The organism is Bradyrhizobium sp. USDA 4473 (assembly GCF_054063335.1).
In genome coordinates, this window is the sequence record NZ_JBSSGE010000001.1 from 6,160,454 (window position 1) to 6,174,154 (window position 13,701).

Here is a 13,701-nt window from a genome sequence, read left to right on the forward strand (position 1 = left end):
GAGACATCCTGTCAGAATCCCCGGCCAACGCGACGCTCGCCTGACTGGTCCAGGTGCGATGATCGACGGGTCTTTGATCTGCTGGTCCATAACCTGCCCACGAAGAAACACGAACGAGCTCGCGCGGCTCTATGTGTCCCCTGAAATCCGCGCGCGCCACATCCGAGAAAGCATTTTGAACGCTTCCGTCCGACAAAGCGCGTTAAGAATCGGAAAGGATAGCCCTCCCTCCCCGTCGGCCGCTATTTCTCGCTGGATTGTGGCTATTTTACCCGATCGTCTGTAGCCAGGGCAACACGATCAGCAACAATCCGGCAAAGTAGATCAGGCCGAAGATCAACCCGAACTTCCAGAAGTCGCCTTTGCCGATATAGCCGCTGCCGTAATACATCGGCGCCGGTCCCGTGGCGTAGGGCGAGATCACGCCCATCAGCCCGAGCGAATAGACGCAGAGCAGCATCAGGGTCTGCACCGACAGGCCGGGAATGCTGGAGCCGACGGCGAGCACCACGGGCAGCACGGCTGCGGTATGCGAAGTGATGCTCGAGAAGAAATAGTGGATCCAGAAAAAGAAGGTGACGAGCAGGATCATCCCGACCAGCGGCGACGTGCCGGCGAGCGGCTTCGCATAGCCTTCGGCGACCCATTTGATGAAGCCGATCTCGTTGAGGCCCGACGACAGCGTGAGCAGCGAGGTGAAATAGAAGAACACCTCCCACGCGCTCTTCTCGGCGACGATGTCCTCGAAGCCGATTACGCCGGTCAGCAGCATCAGCGAGATCACGACGAACACCACCGTGGTCGCGTTGATGAAGTTCGCGCCGAGCAGCGGCACGCTGATATTGGGATTGGAGCCGCAGATCCACAGGAACATCGCGAGCAGGACCAGCACCGCCATGATCCATTCGTGCCGCGACGGCGGCCCCATCTTGGCGAGTTCGCCCTCGCTCCAGGTCACGATCTCCGGGCTCGCCTTGATCTCCGGCCGGCACACGACGTAGCTCAGCAGCGGCACCACGAGCAGCAACAGGATTCCGAGCGGCGCGAAGCCGATGAACCATTGCGACCAGCCGACCTCGATATTGACGAGCTTCTTGGCGATCGAGAGCGCGGCGGCATTCGGTGCCAGCGCGGTCAGGAACAGCGAGCTGGTGACCGCGGTGGTCGCGAACGCCGTCCACATCACGAAGGTGCCGATCTTGCCCGCGGTCGGCCCCGGCTCCGAGCCATAGATGCGCGGGATGTTGCTGACGATCGGATAGATCGTGCCGCCCGAGCGCGCAGTGTTGGACGGCGTCGCCGGCGCCAGCACCAGATCGGAGAACGCCACCGCATAGCCGAGCCCGATGGTGCGGCGGCCGAGCCCGCGCACCAGCAGCAGCGCCAACCTGCGGCCGAGCCCGCTCTTGCGATAGCCGATCGAGAACACGAAGGCGCCGACGATCAGCCACACCGTGCTTTCGGAAAAGCCGCCGAGCATCCAGCGCAGCGACTTGTTCGGATCGGGCTCGACATAGCCGCCGACGCCCGCGACCGTCAGGCCGATCAGGCCCACCGCGCCGACCGGCATCGATTCGAGGATCAGTCCGGTGATGACCGCGGCGAACACCGCAAAATAGTGCCACTGATTGGCGTTCAGCCCTGATGGCACCGGAACCAGATAGATCACCAGCCAGACCAGCAGCGGCGCAAACGTCCGCCATGACCACTTCATGCAGCGTCCCCCTCAACGTGTTTTGATTGTCGGGCGTGCAAGCCGCCAATTCCCCATCAAGTCCCGGGCGGCGCCGCCATCTTTTTGTTGCAATGTAGCACGGCCGCGCAGTCCGTTTCGGGTGACTGCGGCCGAATGGCGCGGCTTGTGGAGGAACCGGCGCGTTTCGTCAACACGTCGCGACCATGGCGGCGGGCCCATCGCAAGACCGCCCGCGTTTTGCTATCTTGACAGGCATGACGTCACGCGACTCCGCCTCCTCCGAGATCACGCCCGAGGTGCTGCTGCGCGCCTATGCCTGCGGCATCTTCCCGATGGCGGAGAGCGCCGACGATCCGACCCTGTTCTGGGTCGAGCCGGAATTGCGCGGCGTGATCCCGTTCGACGGCTTCCGTGTCGCCTCACGCCTGGCGCGCACCGTGCGCTCGGATGCTTTTACCGTCACCGTCGACACCGCCTTCAAGGCCGTGATCGCCGGCTGCGCGGCGCCGCAGCCCGGCCGCGACGACACCTGGATCAACAAGCGCATCCGCGATCTCTATGTCGGGCTGCACGCCTCGGGCCATTGCCACAGCGTCGAGGTCTGGCAGGACGACAATCTGGTCGGCGGGCTCTACGGCGTCAGCCTCGGCCGCGCCTTCTTCGGCGAGAGCATGTTCCACACCGAACGCGACGCGTCGAAGGTCGCGCTGGTGCATCTGGTGGCGCGGCTGATCGCCGGCGGGTTCGAGCTGCTCGACACGCAATATGTGACCGAGCACCTGAAGACGTTCGGTGCGGTCGAAATCTCCCGCCGCCGCTATCGCGCGCTGCTCGACAAGGCGATCACGGGCGCGCCGGCGGATTTCCGCAGGCTCGACACGACACAGCCGGTCAAGGGCGTCGACGCGCTGGCGATCGTCGCCGAGCGCAATTGAATTGAGCTGATGCCATAGCCCGGATGCAGCGGAGCGCAATCCGGGGAAGCGCAATCCGGGAAAGTCTCTCCGCGGAGAGAAACCCGGATTTCGCTTCGCTCCATCCGGGCTACGCAGTGTCGACTAATTCCCGAACAATCCGCCGAACAGCCCGCCCGGCCGCTGCTGCTGGGGCGGCGGAGGCGGCGGCTGCTGCTGGTATTGCGGCAGCGGCTGCGGCGGCGGACGCGGCGCGGCCTGCTTCGGCGGCGCGCGCTTCTGGGCCGGCGGTGGAGGCGGCGTCGGCGCCTTCGGCGGATCGGGCGCGGCGGTCACGATGGTCTGGTCCGGCCCTTTGCAGTCGGTCAGCCAGATGTCGTAGATCGGATGCTCGACGCCATGCAGACCGGGGCTCGCCGCGAACATCCAGCCGGAGAAAATCCGCTTCACCTCGCCCTGCAACGTGATCTCGTCGACCTCGACGAAGGCATCGGTGTTGGCGGCTTCGGTCGACGGCCGCGTGTAGCAGGCATCGGTCTTCACCCGCAGCGCGCCGAACTGCACGGTCTCGCCGATATCCTCGTCGAAATTGATGATGCGTCCGGTGATCTTGTCGAGGCCGGAGAAGCTCGCCTTCTTGTTGGTGATCTTGGTCGACGGCGGTTCCTGCACCACCTCGTCGCCGGGCTGCAACGCGGCCGGCGTCTGCGGTGCGGTGCCCGGCGCGCCCTGAGGCGCAGCTTGCGGCGCCCCCTTGGGACGCTGCCCCGGCGGCAGAGGGTTGGCTCCGGGCGGCGTATTGGCAACGGCGGGCCCATTGGGCTGCGGCGGCTGCACGGCCACCCCGGGCGGAGCAACCGTTGAACCGGGCGGCGGCGCCAAGGGCTGCGACTGCACGCTGCCGGGCGGCGGCACCGCCTGCCCTGGCGGCAACGCGCGTGGCTGCGTCGGCAGCAGGCGGCCGCGCGGCAATTCCGGCACTTCCTCGTCGTCGTCGCTGGGCGGCGCCACCTGGCCGCGCGGGATCGCGCCGGGCGGACGCGGCGCGGGATCGGAGAAAATCGTTCCGATCTGCGCGCGCGCGGGCGGCGCAAGCGAGATAGTTGAGGCGGCAATCAAGGCCGCAAAGCCAGTCAGGGCAACGGTTCGAAGCATCTCGCGCGGCTTTAAAGGGCGAATCGGGCTCGCGACAGTCTACCTTGATATCGGCCGCTCGCAGGCCACCGGTTAACACGCCGAATACGGCGGGGAAAGGGCACCCGGCCACCTCTCCCCGGGCCATCGTCAGCCTCTGGTCACCGTTGGGAGCACGTGTGATAGTGCTCACGCTGAAGGCACGCGGCAGCGCGTGAAAACCTGAGAAAATCCGGATTGAACCGGACCAGCCAGAGGAAACCCAACATGCCAGATCGCATCAGGCTCGATGGCCGGGTCGCCGTCGTCACCGGGGCTGCCGGCGTCATCGGAACCGCGACCCTGCACCTGCTCGCCGAACGGGGCGCGCGGATTGTCGCAGTCGACCGCAAGGGCGCCGATCTTGCCGCCGCCATCAAGGACCTCCCCGCCTCGGCCGAACCACTCGCGATCACTGCCGACGTCACCGATGAGGACGAGGTGAAGGACTATGTCCGCGCCGCCGTCGACCGCTTCGGCACCATCGACGCCTTCTACAACAATGCCGGCATCGAGGGCGACATCAAGCCGATCCCCGAATATTCGCTGGAGAGTTTTCGCCGGGTGCTCGACGTCAACGTGGTCGGCGTCTTCCTCGGCATGAAGCAAGTGCTGCCCGTCATGCTGAAGCAGAACAAGGGCAGCATCATCAACACCGCCTCGATCGCGGGCCTGGTGGGATCGCCGATGATCGCAGTCTATAGCGCCAGCAAGCACGCGGTCATCGGACTGACCAAGAGCGCGGCCTGGGAGTGCGGCGGCACCGGCGTGCGGGTCAATTGCGTCTGCCCCGGCATGATCGAGAGCCGGATGCTGAGCACCATCCTGCAGGGCCGCTCCGGCGGCAACGCGCCGCCGCCGGTCGAGAAGATCGTCGACCGCATCCCGGCGCGCCGGCTCGGGCTCGCCAGCGAAGTCGCCTCGATCGTCGCTTTCCTGGCCTCCGACGAAGCGAGCTACGTTTCAGGTTCCGCTTACACCGTCGACGGCGGCCGCACCGCCGCCTGATACAACTGTCATTCCGGGGCGGTCCGCAGGACCGAACCCGGAATCTAGAGATTCCGGGTTCGATGCTCCGCATCGCCCCGGATGGCGTAACAGAAAGAAGGTCCACGAATGCCCGTCGTTCTCGATCCCGATGCCGCCGCTGTCTACAAGGCCTTCCAGGAGGCCGGCCGTCCCGCCTATGAATCGCTGACCGCGCCGGAAGCGCGCGAATATTATCGGGCCGCCCGCATCGTCTCCAATCCCGAGCCGCCCGCGCTTGAATCGAGCAAGGAGCTCGCGATCCCGGCGCCGCACGGCACGATCCCGGCCCGCATCTACACGCCGAACACACTGCGCACGACCAACGGGCTCGCGCCATGCCTGGTGTTCTTCCATGGCGGCGGCTGGGTGATCGGCGATCTCGATACCCACGAAGTCGTTTGCCAGAAGCTTGCCCATGAGGGCGAGCTGATCGTGATCTCGGTCGATTATCGGCTGGCACCGGAGCACCGCTTTCCCGCCGCGGTCGACGACGCCGTCACCGCGACCAGATGGGTCGCTGCCAACGCGAAAGACCTCGGCATCGATGCCGCGCGCCTGATCGTCGGCGGCGACAGCGCCGGCGGCAACCTTGCGGCTGTGGTTGCCCTCACCGCTCGCGACAATGGGCCGAAGCTCGCGGCCCAGCTCCTGGTCTATCCCGCGACGGAGTTTTCGCGGAAGCATCCCTCGCACCGCGAGCCCGAGACCAGCATCCTGTTGACGCATTCGGTGATCGGCTGGTTCGCCAACCACTATCTCGGCGACGCCGACAATAGTGATTGGCGCGCCTCGCCAGCGCGCGCGAAAAACTTCGCCGGATTGCCGCCGGCCTATGTGCTGACCGCCGGCGCCGATCCCTTGCGCGACGAAGGCGACGAGTACGCCAAAATCCTCAAAGACGCCGGCGTGCCCGTGACCTACCGGCATTTCCCCGGCCAGTTCCACGGCTTCTTCACGATGGGCAAGCTGCTCAATCAGGCCAACGTCGCGGTCACCGAGATCAGTGCCTGGCTGAAGACGCTGGGCTGACCGATCGGATCGGGCGACGCCGGTCGCGTCGCCTCCTGATCGAGGCTCGGGAGCGCATGGCAGGCGCACCTTGCGGCGTTAGCGCGTCTTGCAGTTCCCCGCCTCACGCGATAGTGCGGCCGGGCGCGCTTCGCCGCCGAGCACTCCAGCCCGCGAGACCCTCTTGCTCACGCCCATCCTCGTCTACGGTATCCCGCTCGATTTCATCCTGTTCGCGCTGACCCTGCTCGGCGTCGCGATCTTCCATCACCACACGCTCGCGGTGGCGTTGACGGGCCTTGCCGCGATCGTCGCCTACAAGCTGATCTTCGCCGGCTTTGCGAAATTCGGCGCGGGCCTGCCCGGCCTCGTGCACCACATGGAGCATGAGTGGGTCACGCTCGCGAACCTGTTCCTGCTGTTGATGGGATTTGCGCTGCTGTCGCGGCATTTCGAGGAGAGCCGCATCCCCGACGAGATGCCGGCGCTGCTGCCCGATGACTGGAAGGGCGGACTGATCCTGCTGGTGCTCGTATTCGTGCTGTCCGCATTTCTCGACAATATCGCAGCCGCGCTGATCGGCGGCACCATTGCGCGTCATGTGTTCCGCGGCCGTGTCCATATCGGCTATCTCGCGGCCCTTGTCGCAGCCTCCAATGCCGGCGGCGCCGGCAGCGTCGTCGGCGACACCACGACGACGATGATGTGGATCGACGGCATCAGCCCGCTCACCGTCATTGATGCCTATGTCGCTGCCATCGCGGCAATGCTGGTGTTCGCGGTGCCGGCCTCGCTGCAGCAGCACCGCTTCTCGCCCATTGTGAAAAAGGCACCGTCCGGCCTCAAGATCCACTGGACGCGGGTTGCCATCGTCGCCGTGATCCTGCTCGCTGCGCTGACCGCCAACGTGACGGCGAACCTGAAATTCCCTGCGCTGCTCGATGCCCTGCCGGTGCTCGGGCTCGCGGTCTGGGCCGCGATCCTCGTCACCTCGCTGCTGCGGCGGCCCGATTGGTCGGTCATGCCGGAGACGCTGAAGGGCACCGTGTTCCTGCTCGCGCTGGTGACTGCGGCCTCGCTGATGCCGGTCGAGAAGCTGCCGACCGCGTCATGGCAGACCGCACTCGGGCTCGGCTTCGTCTCCGCGGTGTTCGACAACATCCCGCTGACCGCGCTGGCGCTGAGGCAAGGCGGCTACGATTGGGGTTTGCTCGCCTATGCGGTTGGATTTGGCGGATCGATGGTCTGGTTCGGTTCGTCCGCCGGTGTTGCGGTGTCCAACATGTATCCGGAAGCCAAATCGGTGGTCCGTTGGATCACCCAGGGCTGGCCGATCATGGTGGCTTATGTTGTCGGCTTCTTCGTGATGCTGGCGTTGCTCGGCTGGCACCCCGACGCGCCGCATTGATACCAATGCGGAATTTGCCGTGCTGCGATGCACAATCGGACCTGTCTCAAACTTGTGGAAAAGCGAGACAAATCCGTTGACATTGGTAAACTCCATTCGCCGTAACAACTTATGGAGCGTTCGCATGAGTGTTAGTGCAGAAGTTCTCGCCCGTGCCCCGTCGGAACAGATCGATGGCGACGTCAGCGCTGCCAGTCCGCATCGACCACGCAGCAACATTCGGCCGCTCTCGCCGATGCCGGACTACGTCGAGCACCGCAACGGCGTCAACGAGGTGGGCATGCTGTCGGCTGAGGCCGTCGTGCGCGAATATGAAGCGGCGGTGAAAGAGATCGAGGCCCTCGGATCCGAACTGCAATTGGCCGCCAAGAATTGCGAGGTCATGGTGGCCGGGGTCCATGACATGATCGCGGAAATCAAGGAGTTCGCTGCGGGCTATCGTGATCAGGGCAAGCGCTTCTTCCTGCAGATCGAAGCCGTCTCGTTGATGACCACGGAGGTCAGGGACACCTGCGAAGCACTCAAGAAGAAGATCGCGACCGACACATTGACCCGGTGAGATCTGGGCTCGTTTCGTGCGCAGCACGTCCGTGGATTATTAAGCGTGTATTGGTGAATGGCCGCGCAATCCCGGCGCGGTTGAACCGTTAGTTCTATTTGAGACCAAGTCGTTCGACATGCTGCCCCGCCTTGGCGGGGGCTTTTGTGCTGCAGCAAACGCTACGCGCCTCGAACCGCCGGACCTGACCGATTTAACGCGCGTCAGGTGCGCGCTCAGCCATGTCCGTTGCGGGAGCCAAGGCGGATATCGCGGACCAGCGGTCGCTGAAATCCCTGGCCGGGAGCGCGTCCGTGTCGGCGACCACAACGCCCGCGGTCCGGGGCAAGTGCGACCTCACCGTCGCGGCAGTTGCCGTGACAGCCAGCACGGCGACGGCCACGAACCCGGTAATCGTTCGATGCTTTGTCATTAGAACCTCCTCCGGTCCCACGCCCACTTCACGTGGGTCACAGGAACCGTCGCACTGGTTCATCAATGCAAAGACAAAACGGATCGTGCGAGATCGGACAACGAACTTGTCCCAAATCACCTACCCGACGCGCGCCGCTCGGCGCAGCGATTGCGGCGGCTGGCCGAAGGCGCGGATGAAGGCGCGGCGCATCCGCTCGGGATCGCGGAAGCCGGTGATCTCGGCGACGCGCTCGATCGCCTCGCCCGACGACTGCACGCGCTGCCGCGCCACTTCGATGCGCAGCCGCTCCACCGCCTTCGACGGCGTGGTCCCGGTCTCCGCGATGAAGGCGCGGGTGAAGTGCCGTGAGCTCATCCCGGCCTTGTCGGCGAGATCCTCGACCGTCAGCGGCGCGTCGAGATGCTCGCGCGCCCAGGCCAGCAGCGGCCCGAACCGTCCGTTCGGCGTCTTCAATTCCAGCAGCGAGGAGAACTGCGACTGCCCGCCGCTGCGGCGGTGGTACAGCACGAGCTGGCGCGCGGTTTTCTGCGCGATCTCGTCGCCGTAATCCTCGGTGATCATGGCGAGCGCGAGGTCGATGCCGGCGGTGATGCCGGCCGAGCTCCAGATATTGCCGTCGCGGACGAAGATCTGGTCCGGCTCGAGCTTGATCTTCGGATAGGCCTTCACGAAATGCGGTGTGCGCTGCCAATGCGTGGTGGCGCGGCGGCCATCGAGCAAGCCCGCCTCGGCCAGCACGTAGGCCCCGGAACAGACGCTGGCGACGCGGATGCCGCGGCCCGCCATCCGCCGCACGAATGCAAGCGTCGTCGGACAGGTCGCCGGCGCGCGCACGCCGTTGCCGCCCGCAATGATCAGCGTCGTGATCGCCGCCGACGGCTTGAAGCCGCGCGCAAGCATCTCGACGCCGGACGACGAGCGCACCGGCCCCGCCTTCACCGCGATCGTCTTGATAGCAGGCGGGCTGTCGGCGAAACGCGCAGCGATCTCGAACGCCGCGATCGGGCCGGCCGCGTCGAGCAGCTGGAAGTCGGGAAAGATCAGGATGCCGATCATGTGCCAAATCCTCGCTACGCCAAATCCTGGCAAATGGCGACACGTCCTAAAATGAGGGAATTACGCCATTTTGGACAAGAGGCCATCATGGCATCGTGGTTCCGTCAAGCGCTATTTGGAGACTTCCGATGTCCGAACCCCTGCAGATTGGATTGCTCGTCTTCCCGAAGGTGACTCAGCTCGACCTGACCGGCCCGCTGCAGGTGTTCTCCTCGGTGCCCGGCGCCAACGTGCATCTGATCTGGAAGCGGATCGAACCCGTGCAGACTGATTCCGTGATGGTCCTGACGCCGACCACCAGCTTCGCCGACTGCCCGCAGCTCGACGTGATCTGCGTGCCCGGCGGGTTCGGCACCGACGACATGGTCGGCGACGAGGAGATGCTGGCCTTCCTGCGCAAGCAGGCCGAGCGAGCGAAATACGTCACGTCGGTGTGCACGGGGTCCCTGGTGCTCGGCGCCGCCGGTCTGCTGAAAGGCTACCGCGCCACCACGCATTGGAGCGCGATCGATTTCCTCGCCGGCTTTGGCGCGATCCCCACCAGGACCCGCGTCTGCGTCGACCGCAATCGCTTCACCGGCGGCGGCGTCACCGCAGGCATCGATTTCGCGCTGACGCTGGTGTCCGAGCTGGTCGACCGCAAGACCGCGGAAGCCATTCAGCTCAGGCTCGAATACAACCCGGCGCCGCCGTTCAATGCCGGTTCGCCCGATACCGCGCCGGCCGAGATCCTCGCCTTCATGAAGGAGCGGATGGGGCCGGCGCATGCGCGCCGCGGCGAATTGATGGGCCGCGCGGCGGCGCGGCTCGCCCAGGGCGCGTCGCCATAACGCCAGGCGGGCGTCAGGCCGGATCGAGCGCGCTGATCGTGACGTAGTAGCCGTCAGGATCCCGGAGCGAAAACTCCATGGTCCCGGTGTTGGGATTTTGATGCGGCTCTTCTTCCAAAAGGCTGACGAGCGCGCGCGCCCTTGGCAGAGCGACGTCAAGGTCGTCGACCCGGAAGAACAGCAGAAGACCGTTGCCGGGGCGGACGTCGCGGGGATTGGTCAACGTAGGATGTTCGTGGGCCCCCCAGGCGTGCAGGCAGAGCAGGACCGTGCCATCGGAATCGACGATTTGTCCGAAATGGTCGTGCGCAGGCGCTGACTCCGGCAAGCCCAGCAACGACTGGTACCACCTGAAGCTCCGGGGCACGTCGGCGACGCCGATGATCGTCCACAAGCGCTTCATCTGATGCTCCCGACGCCTGCTGGATTGATCGCCGAAAGATGCCGAGCCTGTCGTGCGCGTTGCAACAGAAAAAGGCCGCCCGGTTTCCCGAGCGGCCCTTCCTGTCTCACGGTGGCCCCACATTTGCGGGCGATTTCAGGACGTCTGTACCGGGGGCCTATCTCCCGGCCGCATCCAACTCGGAGGCCGCTGCTCATCGGGACAGTCGCGATCTGGAGCCCGATCCGACGCGATGGTTTCCCATCTCCGCAAGATGGCTTCATTGAGCCGCGAAGGCGCACGTGGCGCAAGCGGGCGCCGGCAGCGGCGATGCACCTGTCCCCGCTGTTACCGTTGTCCACAGGCACGCACTTGCGCCGCCGGTCGCGCGTGCAACGCACGCGCGCTACTACGCGCGCACGCTCGCGACAACACGGCGTGAGGGTCAGCTTCCCGGGGTCCAGGCGTGGTAGTCGCCGGTCGCCTTGGGGCGACGGCCGCTCGCCAGCGTCGAGCCGGATGGGCGGTAAGCCTGCGCGGTGCCGGTCAGGTTCGGCAGATGCGGCTTTTCCCACTCCCGCGGTGCATATTTCTGCTCGGTCGGGGGCACATCGACGGTGTGATGCAGCCAGCCGTGCCAGCCCGCCGGGATCCGGGAGGCTTCGGCATAGCCGTTATAGACCACCCAGCGGCGCTCGAAATGCAGCGTCGGGTCGATCTCGCCGCCCTTGGTGCGGTAGTAGCGATTGCCCTGCTCGTCCTCGCCGACCAGCTCGCCGTAGCGCGAGGTCCACAATTGCGTGCCAAAGGTCTGGCCGTTCCACCAGGTGAAGAATTTCAGCAGGAATTGTTTCATGCGTCGCCGGTCACGGGTTCGAGGCTATCGGGCTCTGATGCCACCTGAATCCCGAAATGTCCAGCCGCCGCCGAGGTAGCCAGGCACTCCCCTATCGCCTGCTTGATGCGGCCCGTTTGGCGGCCAAATGACGCGGTCACGGGAAGTTTTGTTCACCTGCCATACATGCGCCGGCGGGCAAGCAAAGATGACGGACAATCAACGTCGCGCGCTGGAACGTCCGGCCGCAGAAGCGGTTAGACATTGTCCGTTTTGATGGAGTCCAAAATGATCAATATGAAGGTTCTGAGCACCGCTGCGGCGCTGGCGCTTGCGCTGCCGCTGGCCGTGGCGCCGACCGTTTCGTTCGCCCAGTCCGCCGCGCAGATGGGCGCGATGGGCGGTGGCGGTGGTGCCCGCGGTGGCGGCGGTGGCGGCGGCGGTGGTGGTGGCTTCGGCGGCGGCCGTGGTGCGGCCATGGGTGCTGGCGGCGGCTGGCACGGTGGTGGCGGTGGCGGCCAGTGGGCCGGTGGTGGCGGCGGCGGTTGGCGCGGCGGCGGTGGCGGATGGCACGGCGGTTATCACCGTGGCGGCGGGTTCTGGCCCGGCGCGGTGGCCGGTGCAGTCGTTGGCGGCGCCCTCGCCTCGGGCGCGTATTACGGCTCCGGCTATTATGGCTACGGCCCCGGCTACTATGACGACAGCTACGGCTATTACGACGAACCGTCTGTCGCCGTGGAAGCCGTACCGGGCGGCGACGCGAGCTATTGCGCGCAGCGCTACAAGTCCTACGACCCGGCCTCGGGCACCTATCTCGGCTATGACGGTCTGCGGCACCCCTGCCCGTAACGAAGGCCTGAATCGCTGGTTAAAAAAAGGGGCGGCGGCAACGCCGCCCTTTTCATGTGCGCAGGGCGACCGCCACGGCTGCGAAGGTCACGAGCAGCGCCGCGATGTCGCTCGTGCTGAGCGGCTCGCGCAGCATCGCCGCCGCCGCCAGCACGCCGACGACCGGCACCAGCAGCGTGCCGATCGATGCAGTCGCCGCCGGCAGCCGCTGCAGCGCCGCAAACCAGCAGACATAGCAAAGGCAGAACTGGATCAGCGTCATGTAGACCATCGACGCCCAGCCGAGCTGCGACAGCGCGGCAAGCTGCGGCTGCTCGATCACGAGGCCCGCGATCGCGACCGGCACGCAGCCGATCGCAAGCTGCCAGGCGGCGAGCGACAGCGGCGGCATTGCGAGCTTGAAATACTTGGTCAGCACCGTGCCGAGCGCGACACAAAGCGCGCCGGCGAGCGCGAACAGGATGCCCGGCAACTTGCCAAGGCTCGCATCGATGCCGCCGCCGCCGATCAGCGCGGCAATCCCGGCCACCGCCACGGCAAGCGCTGTCGCGCGCGGCAGCGACACCCGCTCGCCGAGAACCGGCCAGGCCACCAGCGCGACCCATACCGGGATCGAGATCCCGAGCACGGCCGCTTCGCTGGCGCGCAGCCAGATCAGCGCGAGGCCCATCGAGGCGACCCAGCCGCCGATCGACAGCGTCGACACCAAGGCAAGCCGCGGCCACATGCCATCCGGCACGCGCAACGTCTCGCCGCGCGCGAGCGCCACCAAACCGAGCGCGAGCGCGCCGATCACGCCGCACAGCCCGCGCGACGACAGCGGCGGCCACTCGGTCAGCAGGAATTTCATGATCGGGAAATTGAGACCCCAGCCGGTCGAGGCGACCACCAGAGATGCGAGGCCGAACGGTGACAGCGGGGCGCGGCCGGCGACGGGAACTGCGATCATGGACCTGTCGTCATGTGGGCGGACAAATACAAGTGATGGCGTCAGGGCTAGCTGGAAATCCGCTTGTCAGCAAACGGCATATGCATTCTATGATACAGACTTTCCACTTGGGTTCCGCCTTAATCGGCAGACGGGCCAAGCGAGTCGACGGCACGCGGGGCCGCAAAAAGAGGATGCATCGTGCCGAGCGTTCTCGTGGTCGATGACGACCCGATGGTGTGCGTTGCCATCGAGGTGTGTTTGCAGCGCCAGGGCTTCGACGTCACCGTCGCCGACGGCGGTGAAGCCGGCATGCGCGCGCTGGAAAAAGCCACCTTCGACGTGATGCTGGTCGACGTCTTCATGCCGCATATGCGCGGTTTCGAGGCGATTCGCGTCTTCCACGAGCGCGCTCCCGATATTCCCGTGATCGCGATGTCCGGCTACGCCTTCGCCAATGCCGACCGGGCGCCGGACTTCCTGCGGATGACGATCGAGCTTGGCGCCTCCGCCTGCCTGCGCAAGCCGTTCACCCCGCAGGCGCTGATTGCCGCCGTTAACGAATGTCTGGCGAAGTCCGCTCCTTCCGCTCGTCTTTCGAAATAATTGCTCGTACTCT

14 protein-coding genes are annotated in these 13,701 nt (G+C 65.7%); 8 read left to right on the forward strand and 6 right to left on the reverse strand.

The genetic code is table 11. The features are described 5' to 3' along the window. Positions 1-268: 268 nt before the first annotated feature. On the reverse strand, positions 269-1,714 hold the full coding sequence (locus ACVW17_RS29125; RefSeq protein ID WP_456755067.1) for a DASS family sodium-coupled anion symporter: 1,446 nt from the start codon (positions 1,712-1,714) through the stop codon (positions 269-271). A gap of 236 nt (positions 1,715-1,950) precedes the next feature. On the opposite strand from ACVW17_RS29125, the gene aat reads away from it, so the two are divergent. Then, positions 1,951-2,631 (forward strand): leucyl/phenylalanyl-tRNA--protein transferase, encoded by a 681-nt coding sequence (gene aat / locus ACVW17_RS29130; RefSeq protein ID WP_456755068.1) that lies wholly within the window; start codon positions 1,951-1,953, stop codon positions 2,629-2,631. Between the two features lie 123 nt (positions 2,632-2,754). On the opposite strand, the gene ACVW17_RS29135 is transcribed toward aat, so the two are convergent. Further along, entirely contained in the window at positions 2,755-3,765 is a 1,011-nt protein-coding gene (locus ACVW17_RS29135; RefSeq protein ID WP_456755069.1) for a DUF2155 domain-containing protein, read from the reverse strand. 246 nt (positions 3,766-4,011) lie between these two features. Here ACVW17_RS29135 and ACVW17_RS29140 point away from each other — a divergent pair, with 246 nt between their 5' ends. The 4 genes from ACVW17_RS29140 (at position 4,012) to ACVW17_RS29155 (ending at position 7,787) form a co-directional block, all read left to right on the forward strand. Continuing rightward, complete coding sequence (locus ACVW17_RS29140) at positions 4,012-4,791, forward strand: SDR family NAD(P)-dependent oxidoreductase (RefSeq protein WP_456798168.1); 780 nt, start codon at positions 4,012-4,014, stop codon at positions 4,789-4,791. A gap of 108 nt (positions 4,792-4,899) precedes the next feature. Next, on the forward strand, positions 4,900-5,841 hold the full coding sequence (locus ACVW17_RS29145; protein WP_456755071.1) for an alpha/beta hydrolase: 942 nt from the start codon (positions 4,900-4,902) through the stop codon (positions 5,839-5,841). Positions 5,842-6,004: 163 nt separating this feature from the next. After that, entirely contained in the window at positions 6,005-7,228 is a 1,224-nt protein-coding gene (locus ACVW17_RS29150) for an SLC13 family permease (RefSeq protein WP_456755072.1), read from the forward strand. A 235-nt stretch (positions 7,229-7,463) separates the two neighbouring features. Then, positions 7,464-7,787, forward strand: coding sequence for a hypothetical protein (locus tag ACVW17_RS29155; RefSeq protein WP_456755073.1), 324 nt, complete (start codon positions 7,464-7,466; stop codon positions 7,785-7,787). Between the two features lie 532 nt (positions 7,788-8,319). Here ACVW17_RS29155 and ACVW17_RS29160 read toward each other — a convergent pair. Continuing rightward, positions 8,320-9,258 carry a GlxA family transcriptional regulator gene (locus ACVW17_RS29160; RefSeq protein ID WP_456755074.1) on the reverse strand — a complete coding sequence of 313 codons (939 nt, stop codon included), beginning with the start codon at positions 9,256-9,258 and terminating at the stop codon, positions 8,320-8,322. A 128-nt stretch (positions 9,259-9,386) separates the two neighbouring features. Between ACVW17_RS29160 and ACVW17_RS29165 the strand changes: the two genes are divergently transcribed. Continuing rightward, on the forward strand, positions 9,387-10,088 hold the full coding sequence (locus tag ACVW17_RS29165; RefSeq protein WP_456755075.1) for a DJ-1/PfpI family protein: 702 nt from the start codon (positions 9,387-9,389) through the stop codon (positions 10,086-10,088). A 13-nt stretch (positions 10,089-10,101) separates the two neighbouring features. On the opposite strand, the gene ACVW17_RS29170 is transcribed toward ACVW17_RS29165, so the two are convergent. Both ACVW17_RS29170 and ACVW17_RS29175 read right to left on the reverse strand, forming a co-directional pair. Further along, complete coding sequence (locus tag ACVW17_RS29170) at positions 10,102-10,491, reverse strand: VOC family protein (protein ID WP_456755076.1); 390 nt, start codon at positions 10,489-10,491, stop codon at positions 10,102-10,104. Positions 10,492-10,915: 424 nt separating this feature from the next. Then, positions 10,916-11,326: an NADH:ubiquinone oxidoreductase subunit NDUFA12 gene (locus tag ACVW17_RS29175; protein ID WP_456755077.1), complete on the reverse strand. Its 411-nt coding sequence runs from the start codon at positions 11,324-11,326 to the stop codon at positions 10,916-10,918. Between the two features lie 267 nt (positions 11,327-11,593). Here ACVW17_RS29175 and ACVW17_RS29180 point away from each other — a divergent pair, with 267 nt between their 5' ends. Continuing rightward, positions 11,594-12,154 (forward strand): BA14K family protein, encoded by a 561-nt coding sequence (locus tag ACVW17_RS29180; protein ID WP_456755078.1) that lies wholly within the window; start codon positions 11,594-11,596, stop codon positions 12,152-12,154. Positions 12,155-12,206: 52 nt separating this feature from the next. Here ACVW17_RS29180 and ACVW17_RS29185 read toward each other — a convergent pair whose 3' ends face one another. Next, positions 12,207-13,103 carry a DMT family transporter gene (locus tag ACVW17_RS29185; protein ID WP_456755079.1) on the reverse strand — a complete coding sequence of 299 codons (897 nt, stop codon included), beginning with the start codon at positions 13,101-13,103 and terminating at the stop codon, positions 12,207-12,209. 180 nt (positions 13,104-13,283) lie between these two features. Here ACVW17_RS29185 and ACVW17_RS29190 point away from each other — a divergent pair, with 180 nt between their 5' ends. Beyond that, entirely contained in the window at positions 13,284-13,688 is a 405-nt protein-coding gene (locus ACVW17_RS29190) for a response regulator (protein ID WP_076860141.1), read from the forward strand. Positions 13,689-13,701: the final 13 nt, after the last annotated feature.

Bases quoted from the DNA above. Each gene is read 5' to 3' on its own strand.
- ACVW17_RS29125 (WP_456755067.1), bottom strand. From the start codon at position 1,714: ATGAAGTGGTCATGGCGGACGTTTGCGCCGCTGCTGGTCTGGCTGGTG.
- aat (WP_456755068.1), top strand. From the start codon at position 1,951: ATGACGTCACGCGACTCCGCCTCCTCCGAGATCACGCCCGAGGTGCTG.
- ACVW17_RS29135 (WP_456755069.1), bottom strand. From the start codon at position 3,765: ATGCTTCGAACCGTTGCCCTGACTGGCTTTGCGGCCTTGATTGCCGCC.
- ACVW17_RS29140 (WP_456798168.1), top strand. From the start codon at position 4,012: ATGCCAGATCGCATCAGGCTCGATGGCCGGGTCGCCGTCGTCACCGGG.
- ACVW17_RS29145 (WP_456755071.1), top strand. From the start codon at position 4,900: ATGCCCGTCGTTCTCGATCCCGATGCCGCCGCTGTCTACAAGGCCTTC.
- ACVW17_RS29155 (WP_456755073.1), top strand. From the start codon at position 7,464: ATGCCGGACTACGTCGAGCACCGCAACGGCGTCAACGAGGTGGGCATG.
- ACVW17_RS29160 (WP_456755074.1), bottom strand. From the start codon at position 9,258: ATGATCGGCATCCTGATCTTTCCCGACTTCCAGCTGCTCGACGCGGCC.
- ACVW17_RS29165 (WP_456755075.1), top strand. From the start codon at position 9,387: ATGTCCGAACCCCTGCAGATTGGATTGCTCGTCTTCCCGAAGGTGACT.
- ACVW17_RS29170 (WP_456755076.1), bottom strand. From the start codon at position 10,491: ATGAAGCGCTTGTGGACGATCATCGGCGTCGCCGACGTGCCCCGGAGC.
- ACVW17_RS29175 (WP_456755077.1), bottom strand. From the start codon at position 11,326: ATGAAACAATTCCTGCTGAAATTCTTCACCTGGTGGAACGGCCAGACC.
- ACVW17_RS29180 (WP_456755078.1), top strand. From the start codon at position 11,594: ATGATCAATATGAAGGTTCTGAGCACCGCTGCGGCGCTGGCGCTTGCG.
- ACVW17_RS29185 (WP_456755079.1), bottom strand. From the start codon at position 13,103: ATGATCGCAGTTCCCGTCGCCGGCCGCGCCCCGCTGTCACCGTTCGGC.